Origin of the sequence: Clostridium estertheticum (assembly GCF_026650985.1) — a bacterium.
In the GTDB taxonomy this organism is placed as follows: Bacteria; Bacillota; Clostridia; order Clostridiales; family Clostridiaceae; genus Clostridium_AD; species Clostridium_AD estertheticum_C.
In genome coordinates, this window is sequence record NZ_CP086239.1 from 2,828,880 (window position 1) to 2,841,078 (window position 12,199).

14 protein-coding genes are annotated in these 12,199 nt (G+C 29.0%); all 14 read right to left on the minus strand.

What is annotated here, in order from left to right:
- Positions 1 to 15: 15 nt before the first annotated feature.
- Complete coding sequence (locus LL038_RS13480) at positions 16 to 1,347, minus strand: ABC transporter substrate-binding protein (RefSeq protein WP_216121795.1); 1,332 nt, start codon at positions 1,345 to 1,347, stop codon at positions 16 to 18.
- Positions 1,337 to 2,008 (minus strand): response regulator, encoded by a 672-nt coding sequence (locus LL038_RS13485; RefSeq protein ID WP_216121797.1) that lies wholly within the window; start codon positions 2,006 to 2,008, stop codon positions 1,337 to 1,339. The genes LL038_RS13480 and LL038_RS13485 overlap by 11 nt, the downstream gene beginning before the upstream one ends.
- Positions 2,001 to 3,347, minus strand: coding sequence for a sensor histidine kinase (locus LL038_RS13490; RefSeq protein WP_216121799.1), 1,347 nt, complete (start codon positions 3,345 to 3,347; stop codon positions 2,001 to 2,003). The genes LL038_RS13485 and LL038_RS13490 overlap by 8 nt, the downstream gene beginning before the upstream one ends.
- 99 nt (positions 3,348 to 3,446) lie before the next feature.
- Positions 3,447 to 4,262, minus strand: a complete 816-nt coding sequence (locus LL038_RS13495; RefSeq protein ID WP_216121801.1) for a Cof-type HAD-IIB family hydrolase — start codon at positions 4,260 to 4,262, stop codon at positions 3,447 to 3,449.
- A 184-nt stretch (positions 4,263 to 4,446) separates the two neighbouring features.
- Positions 4,447 to 5,322, minus strand: coding sequence for a PTS mannose transporter subunit IID (gene manZ / locus LL038_RS13500; protein ID WP_216121803.1), 876 nt, complete (start codon positions 5,320 to 5,322; stop codon positions 4,447 to 4,449).
- 20 nt (positions 5,323 to 5,342) lie between these two features.
- The gene (locus LL038_RS13505) at positions 5,343 to 6,107 is read right to left on the minus strand and encodes a PTS mannose/fructose/sorbose transporter subunit IIC (protein ID WP_216121805.1); all 765 of its coding nucleotides are present in this window, start codon (positions 6,105 to 6,107) and stop codon (positions 5,343 to 5,345) included.
- A 31-nt stretch (positions 6,108 to 6,138) separates the two neighbouring features.
- Positions 6,139 to 6,621, minus strand: coding sequence for a PTS system mannose/fructose/N-acetylgalactosamine-transporter subunit IIB (locus LL038_RS13510; protein WP_216121807.1), 483 nt, complete (start codon positions 6,619 to 6,621; stop codon positions 6,139 to 6,141).
- On the minus strand, positions 6,621 to 7,043 hold the full coding sequence (locus LL038_RS13515) for a PTS sugar transporter subunit IIA (protein ID WP_216121809.1): 423 nt from the start codon (positions 7,041 to 7,043) through the stop codon (positions 6,621 to 6,623). Before LL038_RS13515 ends, LL038_RS13510 begins: the two co-directional genes overlap by 1 nt.
- A gap of 318 nt (positions 7,044 to 7,361) precedes the next feature.
- Positions 7,362 to 7,727 (minus strand): hypothetical protein, encoded by a 366-nt coding sequence (locus tag LL038_RS13520; protein WP_216121811.1) that lies wholly within the window; start codon positions 7,725 to 7,727, stop codon positions 7,362 to 7,364.
- A 40-nt stretch (positions 7,728 to 7,767) separates the two neighbouring features.
- Complete coding sequence (locus LL038_RS13525; protein WP_216121812.1) at positions 7,768 to 8,829, minus strand: ABC transporter permease subunit; 1,062 nt, start codon at positions 8,827 to 8,829, stop codon at positions 7,768 to 7,770.
- Positions 8,822 to 9,712: an ABC transporter ATP-binding protein gene (locus LL038_RS13530; protein WP_216121814.1), complete on the minus strand. Its 891-nt coding sequence runs from the start codon at positions 9,710 to 9,712 to the stop codon at positions 8,822 to 8,824. The genes LL038_RS13525 and LL038_RS13530 overlap by 8 nt, the downstream gene beginning before the upstream one ends.
- Before the next feature lie 35 nt (positions 9,713 to 9,747).
- Positions 9,748 to 10,788 carry an ABC transporter permease gene (locus LL038_RS13535; RefSeq protein WP_216121816.1) on the minus strand — a complete coding sequence of 347 codons (1,041 nt, stop codon included), beginning with the start codon at positions 10,786 to 10,788 and terminating at the stop codon, positions 9,748 to 9,750.
- On the minus strand, positions 10,781 to 11,671 hold the full coding sequence (locus tag LL038_RS13540; protein ID WP_216121818.1) for an ABC transporter ATP-binding protein: 891 nt from the start codon (positions 11,669 to 11,671) through the stop codon (positions 10,781 to 10,783). The genes LL038_RS13535 and LL038_RS13540 overlap by 8 nt, the downstream gene beginning before the upstream one ends.
- A 31-nt stretch (positions 11,672 to 11,702) precedes the next feature.
- Complete coding sequence (locus LL038_RS13545) at positions 11,703 to 12,074, minus strand: GntR family transcriptional regulator (protein WP_216121820.1); 372 nt, start codon at positions 12,072 to 12,074, stop codon at positions 11,703 to 11,705.
- Positions 12,075 to 12,199 lie beyond the last annotated feature (125 nt).

Consider the following 12,199-nt stretch of genomic DNA (forward strand, 5'->3'; position numbering starts at 1 on the left):
CCCTCCTATATTTAGCTATGGCTTAAGAAAATTATTTAATTTATAGTTTAATTTTATTAGTGACTCTTGCACGTCCTCACCACTATTCATTAATTTAAATATATCTTTATCTGCTATATCCATACTTTCCTCATATTTATGAAAACTTGGTGTTACAATAGACTGTTCTACAACCTGACTCAATTCTTTCTTATTAATAAAGATTTTCCCTTCGGGATTATACTTTGATAGTTCTTTATCTGTTTCTTTTGATTCTAATACTTCCTTTACTACAGGCATTCCATGAGAATATTTTAAAACATCCATTTGAACATCTTTATCATTTGTTAAAAACTTTAAAAATTTCCAAGCCTCTTTCTCATGTTTAGTTCTTGAACTTATTCCAAAAAGTAGACTATTAAGTTGTCCAGCGTTTGCTCCCTCTGGTCCTTTAGGCAACTTTATACATTCCCATTCAAATTGTCCATATTTCATTACTTTATATGGATATACTTTATATGCCCTATATGTTGAAAATGGGAAAGGTCTAAATGCAACTTTACCCTCATCAAAATCTTTAAGATTAACTATAAAATTTTTATTTAACTTATTAAGTAATATGATAAACTTAATAGCATATGAAACTCCTTCATTATCAAAAGTTGCTTTATTACCATTTGTATCAAAAAGCTTCTGACCGTTAGTATATACAGCCTGTTGCCAATTAAATCCTACAGTTCCAAATTGATCTATCTTACCATCTTTATCTGTATCGAGAGTTACTTTCTTACATATTTCATAAAAATCATTCCATGTCCAATCTGAACTAGGCAATTCTATTCCCTGTTTTTTTAATAGGGTTTTATTTACAAACATTACTTCTGGATCTACTTCTTTTGCCAGTGCATATTGAGAACCTTTATATTTTCCAGATTTTATTGCCGTACTATATTGTTTATATAAATCTAATGTTTTATCATCTTTAATCAAATTATTAAGATTTTTTAGTTCTCCAATTGAAGCAAAAGTATTAAAATCACCAGGCAAAACGCAGAATAAATCAGGTTCATTACCTTTTAGTATATTTTGAGATAATCTCTCCGAATAATCATTCTTTAAAATTCCACTTTTATACTTAACCTTTATATGAGGATTTGCTTTCTCAAACTTGTATATTGCTTCATCTAAAGCTTTATAAGATTGCCACTCAGGCACATCATACATACTCCCAACAAATGTACCAAACTCTAATACTACTGTTTTATTTTTATTTTTATAATAAACATAAATAACAGAAGTTATTATTATAAAAAAAATTATAGATATAGCTATTTTTTTAAAATCTTTTTTCGCTATTCTAATTTTCAATCTTTTTCAGCTCCAATCTAGATTGAATTGCAAATATGGCTATTTGTGTCCTATCTCTTAAGTTTAGTTTACTTAAAATATTACTTATATAATTTCTCACAGTACCTTCACTAAAATTAGCTTCAAGAGCTATTTCCTTATTTGACATCCCCCTCCCTATTAATTTCATTATTTTTAACTCATTCTTATTTAAATTATGGAATTCTAACTCATCTACATTGATTTTATATTCAACCTTATCGTCCTCATGGAAAAATTCAACTACCTTCATTGCAATATTAGGGTTTATAAGAGCCCCTCCATTATATACAGTTCTAATAGCACCCACTAGTTCTATAGAAGATAGTCCTTTTAATAGGTAACCACTAGCCCCATATTTTAGAGCATCAAATATATATTCATTATCATCAAAGGTTGTAAGTACTATAATTTTTATTTGTGGCAATATCTTTTTTATAATCTTTATACATTTTACTCCATCTATTTCAGGCATACGGATATCCATTAGAATAATGTCAGGAATTAATTTTTCTGCTAATCTAACAGCCTTTTTACCATCCTCTGCAACACCAACTACTTTCATATCAGGTTTATTTCCAAGAATTATTTCAAGACTCTGACTTATAAGTTCTTGATCTTCTGCTATTAGTATTTTAATCATTTTTAAACTCCCCCCTTATAGGCAAGTATGCAGAAATAATAAATCCTCCTGCGTTATTACCACCAAACTTAACTTCTCCCCCTAACATGTTTACTCTCTCCTCAATATGCCTTAATCCGAACCCTTTTTTAACTTCACCTGCTCCTATTCCATCATCCATTATTTTAATTTGCAACTTATTTTCTGCAAATTCTAAAGCCACTATAATCTCACTTGCGGCCCCATGCCTCACTGCATTTGTTATTCCCTCTTGAACTATTCTATAAACTGTTTCTTCTTCATCCGCGCCCATTTTTGGAGCTTGTCCTGTAATTTGAATCTTTACTTTAGTATTTGTACACTCATTTATATCTTCAGACAACTTTGAAATTGCTTCAATTAGCGAAAATCTTTCAAGCGCATCAGGCCTTAGCTCATTCATAGATCTTCGAACATCTAAGAGCCCTGATCTTGCAAGCTCTGATATTTTTAGCATCTGAATTTTCATCTTACTAATGTTGAATTCTGATAATTCTATACATGCTTCTAAACCAATTGCTATACCAGTAAGTGTATGACCAATAGTGTCATGAATTTCCCTTGCTAACCTATTTCTTTCTTTAATTTTAGCTGCTTCCTGAGATTTTCTAGCATAGTCTTGCAATTGAATATTTATAACTTCTAATTCCTCTGAGGATTTATATAGCTTGATATACAATTCTGAAATTTTTTCATTTTCATCTCTTTCATTCTGTATAACTTGAATCATAAACACTATAAATATTATTTCGTTTATAGAATTAAGTATATTCTTAATACTAAAAAAATAAAGTCTTTGCATTGACGTGTAGTATTGAACATAATCATTAATATTAAATATATTAATTTTAATAGACAAAATATTATAATCTAATGTTATATAAATAATAATTATTACTAAAATAAATACACTTTTTCTTTTTTTTCCATCAATATAAGTAACTATATTTGCTATTGCTATAAACAATATCCCCTTATAATCCATATTAAGATATACCATTATGCCAATGCATAATAAAATATCAAAAACGCAAAAAATATATAATGCAAATTGATTTTTTTTAAATAGATATTCCCTAGTTATAACACTAATAGTAAGCATAAATAAAAGCAACATAGAAAATACAGGCATTTTCCATTCAATTGTAGGAACAGAGCTAACTTTTTCAATAAATTCCCTTGCCATATTATTTTCACAAATTAAGCCTATAGTATTAGAACTAACTATAGACGTAAATACAATTACTAAAAAATTTATAACAAACAATGAAATTCTAGTTACGGATGTTTTTCCCCATCTTTTTTCATCTAGTTTTTCCATCGTTTTACCTCCATATCATATGTTAATTATTTTCACTTTTTTTACATCATTACACTTTTTATTGTAACATCTTATATAAGTTACTTCCATAAAAAGTGTTCATGATATGATGTATTTTTTTATTGCCATGGCTACTCCATCTTCATCATTAGTCGAAGTTATATAATCAGCATATTGTTTAACTCCTTCTGGTGCATTACCCATTGCAACCCCAACGCCTGCAAATTCTATCATACTAATGTCATTATAGTTATCACCTATAGCAATTATCTCAGATCTCTGTATATTAAACTTTGACATCAAGATTTCTATTGCAGAAGTTTTTGAAACATTATTAGGCATTATTTCTAGATAGGTTGGTTTTGAAGGATATATGTTCAAATTATTTGAATGATAACTTTTAATTAGTAGATCCAATGCTTTGATTTTATCTGGTTCTGCCATACATAAAAGCTTATTAGGTCCTGATTTTTCTTGTTCCCATACATTAAATAAATCAGTAAAATTTATAACTTTCGGAGAAATATTGGTTATTTCACTTTCTTGACTCGACCATTCATCTATTTCTTCAATATACCATTCATCATCTTTGTATAAACTCATATGCACACCTATTTCCTTAACAAAATTATGAACCTGCCTTACATCTGAAACTTCTATACTACAATTAGATAATATATTAGCATCTTTGTCCATAACTAAAGCACCACTATAACAAATAATTGGTTGCTCGATATTAAGTTCCTTTTGTAAAAACAATATTCCCTTAGGCATTCTTGCAGACACTAATATTACTGGAATTTGTTTTTTATTTGCTACTATCTCAATTACTTCTTTTGTTTTTTTTGAAATTTTATGTTCTGAATTTAGTAATGTTCCATCAATATCTAAACATATCATTTTAATTTTATTCATTAATTTATTTCACACTCCATATTCTATAATTTTTAACTCATATTATGTTCTTTAATAATAATATTTAACTTCAAAACTAACTTTAAATTCCTTTATTTATAGTTATAAAAAAAACTAACAGAGAAAATCAAATTTCAATGTTAGCCTTTAATGTTTTATAAAATTATATTTATAAGACAGCTTATTATTTTAATATACCTGCCCAAAATCCAAAGATACCTACTGCAAACAATGCAAATATTAATGCTACTGCACTTACCTTTTTCTTTAATAACTTCATGCATAAAAAAGTTAACAATAATGGTAATGCTGCTGGTAACAAAGAATCTAATTGACTTTGTACAGTGTTAATTACAACTTTACCATCTGATCCAGTAATTCTTGAAATTACTACCGGTACATTAATAGTAGTCCATTTAGCCACTAGTGCACCCATTACAAACAGACCTAATATTGAAGCACATTCAGTTAGCTTAGCTAATTTGTTTCCAGAAACATCCGTAACTATTTCAGAACCTTTTTTATATCCATAATTTAAACCAAGCCAAAGTGTACCTAACCTAAGTCCATTAAATAATAGAAAGAATAGTAATGGGCCTACTACACTCCCAGTAATTGCTATTCCAGCCCCTATTGCTGCTATAACCGGTCTTGCTGTTCCCCAAAATATTGGATCGCCTACCCCTGCTAGTGGTCCCATTAGCCCTACTTTTACACTACTTATTGCTGCATCATCTATTGACGCTCCATTTGCCTTTTGTTCCTCCATAGCTGCCGTTATACCCATAATCGGTGCTGCGACAAATGGTTGTGTATTGAAAAATTCTAAATGTCTTTTTAATGCTTCCGCTTGATCTTCTTTTTTAGAATATAGCCTTTTTATTGCAGGGATTAATGTAACGCAAAAACCTACTGCCTGCATTCTCTCAAAGTTATAAGACCCTAAAAGGAAATTTGAACGAATAAACATACTCCTAAGATCGCCTTTGGTTAATTTTACTTCTTTGTCTTCTATATCTTTATGTTTAATGTTTTGTTGTTTTAATTTGTTTTCACTCATTTTATATCCCCCTTTTATAATTAATCTAATTCATCTACAACCTCAGAATCTTTGCTATATTTAGGATTCAATTGAATATAAGCTATACCGCAAATTAGTCCAAGCATTCCGAGTCCCACAAGAGTGAAACTTGTAAATACTGCAATTAGAAATCCTGCAAAGAAGAAAATCATTAAATACTTTGCTTCCATCATATTTATTACCATTGCATAACCAACAACAACTATAAACCCTCCTGATACTTGTAATCCTCTTGTAACAACTACTGGTATTGCCGAAAGCATTGCATTAACTGTACCAGTTCCTGCAACAGCTGCAACTAATACAGCCGGAATAGCAACTCGTAATGCCTGTATTGATAAAGCTATTATATGACACATTTCTATGCCTCTAAAATTTGCTTCTTTGGCGTATTTGTCTGCAAGATGCTGAAAAAACACTATTATTGTTCTAACAAAAATAGTAAGCACTTGTCCTGCAACTGCTATTGGAATTGCAAGTGCCATTCCAGCTGTGATTGACTGGTGCCCAACTATTACTAAAATTGTTGATACAACACTAGCCAGTGCAGCATCTGGAGCCATAGCTGCTCCAACATTCATCCATCCAAGTGCTAAAAGTTCTAAATAGCCACCTAAAATAATTCCGGTTTTAATGTCTCCTAAAACTAAGCCTATAAGTGTACATGCTATTAATGGTCTATGAGTTTGAGCTGAATCCAGAACACTCCCCATTCCAGTTATACCTGCAATTATAAATACTAAAATTATTTGTAATGTACTCATTAATATCCCCCCTTATTTAATTTTAAAATTTTTATAGTTTTGAGATTTTGCTCATTAAATCAACTTTTGGATCACGGGCAACTTGTCTTAACTCCAATTCTATTCCTAATTCATGTAATTTTTTAAATGCTTTTATATCATCAGCACCTACAGATACTGCAGGAGATATTTGTGTTTTTCCTTCTTTAAAACACATTCCACCGACGTTTACTGATTTAATATCTACTCCACCTTCAATCAATCTTAAAACATCAGCTGGATTTGTAGTCAAAAACAAAGTTTTAAAATCGTTGTATTTAGGATTTTTATATGCACCAATTGCCTTTTCAATAGGCATTACATAGGCTTTTATTCCTGGTGGTGAAACCTGTAATAATAAACTTTTTCTTAACTTATCATTAGCAACCTCATCACTACATACAAATATTTTGTTACATTTTGATACTTTGGCCCAAACCGTTGCTACCTGTCCATGAATTAATCTGTCATCAACTCTTACAAAACTTATTTCCATTATTCTAATTCCTCCTCATCGTTATCATTAAAATTTGCTTTAAATGATTTTATAGCATCTAGTCCAGAATCTATAGCAGTTTTTACAATATCATCTAAACTTTTAAAATCTCTTGAAACAGAAACCTCGAGAAGCATTGGTAAATTAACTCCAGTAACAATATCAATATTTTCACTAGTAATTGCTATCCTACTAGCTGCATTAAATGGACTTCCACCAAACAAATCAACCATAAAAAGTAATCCTTCTTTAATATCAAGGTTTTTAATTAAATCTTCATACTTTTTAACAAGATCATCAGCACTTTCCCCAGGCTCCAAAGTCACATATCCTATATTTTCTTGTTTGCCGAGTATCATTTCTGAAGACTTTAGCAACTCCTTAGAAAATTTTCCATGAGATCCAAGTATAATAGCTATCATTATTTCTCCCCCTTAAAATATATTATTTCGTAACGAATGATAACGTTATCAGTTATCTCTTAAATACATTATGAACTAATTTTATATTATCTTCACCTACATTTTGTCATCTAAACTATGACAATTGTCACTTAAATTATTACAATTATCATAAAGTTTTCAATTTAACTGTTAGTTCCCGAATTATAACCTTACATTATAAAAAATGCCCTAGTTATGTGAACACAACTAAGGCATTTAAAATTGAATTTTTAGTAATTATTTCAATAAAAACAACATGGTATAGCAAATCTTATATATGCTCATAAGTAAAATTATCTAATTTAAAACAACTGCCCATTTTCCATTATTATCTTTTCTAACATTTATATCTACTATTCCTTCTTTATTAAAATCACACGTAAATTCATTGCTAAGAGTACTTTTGTTATTTTTATCTTCAAATTCAACTTTATAAGTACAATTTTTCTGCACTCCCATATCAAAATAACAATGCTGATTCTGCTTCAAATTGCTGCCCCTAATCTCAGTTTTACCAATTCTTTGAATTGCTATATTGCTAATGATTTCTGAACTTTTATTTCCTATAATGAGATTGTTTTTAATGTCTTTTTCACCACAAGCAGATATTAAAATTGCAATAATTATGCAACCTAATACAGTTATATATGGTATTCTTTTCAATCTAATCCACTCCTTAAATTAAAATGATTATGTCTTATAATTATTTTTTTGAGGATAATACCTTAAGTAGTAGTTTCGATATAAAATATCCTATAATAGTGAAAATGACAAAGTAAATTCCAAACGATGCCTTTAAACCACTCTCTCCAAAAATAACTCCAGCCAAAAGCCCTGAACATATAGCAACGCCCCCCATAAAGACAGGTTCCAAATTTTTAAAAACAATTAATCTCAAATTATATTCTATGTTTCTCTTTTTATAGGCTAAATTAGCTAAGAATAAAAATAAACAAGTTAATAGAAAAAGTATTAATAACTTCGATTTATAATTACTATAATAGAAGTTTTGATAATAATCCTGATTAATATTTTCTGCTGGATTTGGATAAAAGGACTTCTGTTTAGCTACATTATAACTATAAATATTTATCCAACCACTAATTTTTTCAAAGATTATATTAATTAATTCATCATATCGATAATATCTCATAACTAATTCCTGTACTACCATTGATATAAATATTGGTACCCCTAAAATTATACCACCTACCATGCCAGACACTATACTATTTCCCATAACTGCCTGTACAAGCATAATAAAAGTAAAAATACAAATGTACTGAAATGTATCCATAAAAAACCATTTAACTATATCAGAATATGGATTTAATGTTTTACCAAGGCCGTTAATATTAGCAAAATAAAACAAGCTTAAAAATATATATGTTATTACAAAACTTATAAGTAAACTTACCACACCAACAAGCCATTTATTAATTATTATCTCTTTCCTTGTAAATGGCATAGAAGCTATAAATCCCTGAGTTTCACTAGTTTTTTCTCCTTTAAATAAAATTATAGCGAGTATTATGACAACTAATACCATTACAAAATAATAACTGTTCATACCATATAGTCCATTATTGAACCACCTGTCAGTCCTACTTCCAATATTGTATTCCATATACATTTTATTTCGATTTAGTAATGATATAACACCATAAACTTTATAAAATAAAAGTGTTATAATAGTTAAAAGCGTTACCCATCTTACATTTATCCATTCCTTATAGAAAAGGGCTTTATTTATAATTTTATTCATTTTTATCCTCCTCTCCTACAAAATATATAAACATATCCTCAAGACTCATATCTACAATTTCTATAAAGTCAGCACCCATGTCATATAGCTTTTTCTCTAACTCTTTAGTGTAATTTTTAGTAATTATATAATTTATCCTACCTATAGTTTCAATCTTAATAACTCCATTAATAGAAGATAACTTTTCATTTATATTGACTTCATCTTTAAACATAACTTGAAGTTTTTTTATACTATTTTTAGCATCTTCCATAGAACTTTTAAGTTTTATTTCGCCATTTTTAATTATTGCTACGCTATCACATATTCTCTCAATATGGTCCAAGTGATGTGATGAAATAAATACAGTTACACCTCTTGATGCTACTTCATCCACAATAATAGACATTATTTCTTTTTTGATCACAGGATCAAGTCCAGATGTGGGTTCATCAAGGATTAAGATGTCTGGTTTTATACTTAAGTTTAAAAGGATAGCTGTTCTCATCTTCATTCCTTTGGAAAGTTCCCTTATTCTTCGATTTAAAGGAATTTTAAATTTTATATTAAGCTCATCAAATCTCTCCTTTGAAAAATCATTATAGGCTTTCTTATAAAATTCTAAGAGTTCCTTTACTTTAAAAGATGAAAAATATTGGTTTTCATCGGATACATACCCTATCCTCTGTTTTATTTTAGCGTTATCAAAAACCTCTTCCCCATCTATTAAAATGCTTCCTTCATTAACTCTGTAAATACCTGTTAAACATTTAATAAGTGTAGTTTTACCAGCACCATTTTCACCAATTATTCCAAATATACTCCCTTTATTCACATGCAAATCTACATTTTTTAAAATGTATTTATCATCTATCTTTTTGCTCACATTTTTTATATCTATCAAGATAATCCCCCCATTTTATATTCCAATATTTTCAATTATTTCCTTGACGATAATACCTTAAGTAATAATTTAGATATAAAGTATCCAATAATAGTGAAGATGACAAACCAAATCCCAAATTCTCTTAAGCGATCACTTCCAAAAATAACTCCAGCCAAAAGCCCTGAACAAATAGCAACTCCCCCTATAAATACAGGTTCTAAATTTTTAAAAACTATTAGTCTCAAATTATATTCAATGTTTCTTTTTTTATATGCTAAATTAGCTAAGAACAAAAATAAACAAGTTAACAGAAAAAGTACTAGTAACTTCGATTTATAATTAGTATAATAAGAAAATGCATGAGCATACGTCCCCTTTATTGCTGTTTCAACGCAACTCTGATGAGGTATATTGTAGCTATAAATGCTTAACCAGTCCGAAATATCATTAGTAATCTTATACATATATCGATTATACCCATAGTATCTTCTGATTATAAGGTCTCCTAACGTAGTTGTAAATAATGGTACCATAAGTATTATTCCACCTACTATGCTAGATACTATACTATTTCCCATAACTGCCTGAATAAACATCATAAAAGTGAAAATGCAAATGTATTGGAATGTATTCATAAAAAACCATTTAATTATATCGAAATATGGATTTAATGTTGTATCAAGGCCTTTAATATTTAATAAATATAACAAGCTTAAAAATATATACGTTACTACAAAACTTATAAATAAACTTACCACTCCAACAATCCATTTATTAAAAATTATTTCTTTCCTTGTAAATGGCATAGAAGCAATAAACCCTTGAGTTTCGCTAGTCTTCTCACCTGCAAATAAAGTCATGGCGAGTATTAATACAACAAACACCATTATAAAAATATGAATATTTGCTTCATAAAGTCCGTTATTAAACCAATAATTATACTCTGCTCCTCCCTGAATCATTCTTTTGTAATTTAATTCAGATATAACCCCATAACCCTTACTACTTAAAAGTATAACAATAGTTAAAAGTGTTATCCATTTCACGTATATCCATTCCTTATAAAAAAGGGCCTTATTTATAATCCTATTCATTTTTATCCTCCTCTTCTACGAAATATATAAACATGTCCTCAAGACTCATATCTACAATTTCTATAAATTCAGCTCCCATGTCATAAAGTTTTTTCTCTAAATCTTTTGTGTAATTTTTAGTGATTATATAATTTACCCTACCTATAGTTTCAACCTTAATTACTCCATCAATAGAAGATAACTTCTTATTTATATTGACTTCATCTTTAAACATCACTTGAAGTTTTTTTATGCTATTTTTAGCGTCTTCCATAGAACTTTTAAGTTTTATGGTGCCTTCTTTAATTATTGCTACGCTATCACATATTCTCTCAATATGGTCCAAGTGATGTGATGAAATAAATACAGTTACACCTCTTGATGCTACTTCATCCACAATAATAGACATTATTTCTTTTTTGATCACAGGATCAAGTCCAGATGTGGGTTCATCAAGGATTAAGATGTCTGGTTTTATACTTAAGTTTAAAAGGATAGCTGTTCTCATCTTCATTCCTTTGGAAAGTTCCCTTATTCTTCGATTTAAAGGAATTTTAAATTTTATATTAAGCTCATCAAATCTCTCCTTTGAAAAATCATTATAGGCTTTCTTATAAAATTCTAAGAGTTCCTTTACTTTAAAAGATGAAAAATATTGGTTTTCATCGGATACATACCCTATCCTCTGTTTTATTTTAGCGTTATCAAAAACCTCTTCCCCATCTATTAAAATGCTTCCTTCATTAACTCTGTAAATACCTGTTAAACATTTAATAAGTGTAGTTTTGCCAGCACCATTTTCCCCAATTATTCCAAATATACTCCCCTTATTCACATGCAAATCTACATTTCTTAAAATGTATTTATCATCTATCTTTTTGCTCACATTTTTTATATCTATCAATCTAATCCCCCCATTTTAAAATTTCTAATTGCTAAAACTCACTATAAATATCATTTAATATATCTATTAATGTATCCTTATCAAGACCTATATAATGCGCTTCTATTATTATTTTCTTCATATGTTCTTTAATTTCTTTCATTTTTTCTTCATCCATAACAGGTTTGAAATTTTCTGATACAAAGGTTCCTTTCCCCCTTATAACTTGGATTGTCTTCATTCGCTCAAGCTCCATATATGCTTTACTTATAGTGTTAGGATTGACCGTTATAACTGCTGCAAGTTCCCTTACGGAAGGCAGTTTATCTCCTGGTTTCAATATTCCTTTTATTATATTTTCCTTTACCTTCTCAATAATCTGTTCATAAATAGGCTTACTGCTTCTGCTATCAATATTTATCATGGCCTCACCTTCTTTCATTCAATTAATTTTTTTACTAGTTGCATAATGTGTACTATGTGTACTACGTTATGTAGTACACTATAAATATATAACTTTATTATTATAATGTCAACTAATCTTAAAAA

Bases quoted from the DNA above. Each gene is read 5' to 3' on its own strand.
- LL038_RS13485 (WP_216121797.1), bottom strand. From the start codon at position 2,008: ATGATTAAAATACTAATAGCAGAAGATCAAGAACTTATAAGTCAGAGT.
- LL038_RS13490 (WP_216121799.1), bottom strand. From the start codon at position 3,347: ATGGAAAAACTAGATGAAAAAAGATGGGGAAAAACATCCGTAACTAGA.
- LL038_RS13495 (WP_216121801.1), bottom strand. From the start codon at position 4,262: ATGAATAAAATTAAAATGATATGTTTAGATATTGATGGAACATTACTA.
- manZ (WP_216121803.1), bottom strand. From the start codon at position 5,322: ATGAGTGAAAACAAATTAAAACAACAAAACATTAAACATAAAGATATA.
- LL038_RS13505 (WP_216121805.1), bottom strand. From the start codon at position 6,107: ATGAGTACATTACAAATAATTTTAGTATTTATAATTGCAGGTATAACT.
- LL038_RS13510 (WP_216121807.1), bottom strand. From the start codon at position 6,621: ATGGAAATAAGTTTTGTAAGAGTTGATGACAGATTAATTCATGGACAG.
- LL038_RS13515 (WP_216121809.1), bottom strand. From the start codon at position 7,043: ATGATAGCTATTATACTTGGATCTCATGGAAAATTTTCTAAGGAGTTG.
- LL038_RS13525 (WP_216121812.1), bottom strand. From the start codon at position 8,829: ATGAATAAAATTATAAATAAAGCCCTTTTCTATAAGGAATGGATAAAT.
- LL038_RS13535 (WP_216121816.1), bottom strand. From the start codon at position 10,788: ATGAATAGGATTATAAATAAGGCCCTTTTTTATAAGGAATGGATATAC.
- LL038_RS13545 (WP_216121820.1), bottom strand. From the start codon at position 12,074: ATGATAAATATTGATAGCAGAAGCAGTAAGCCTATTTATGAACAGATT.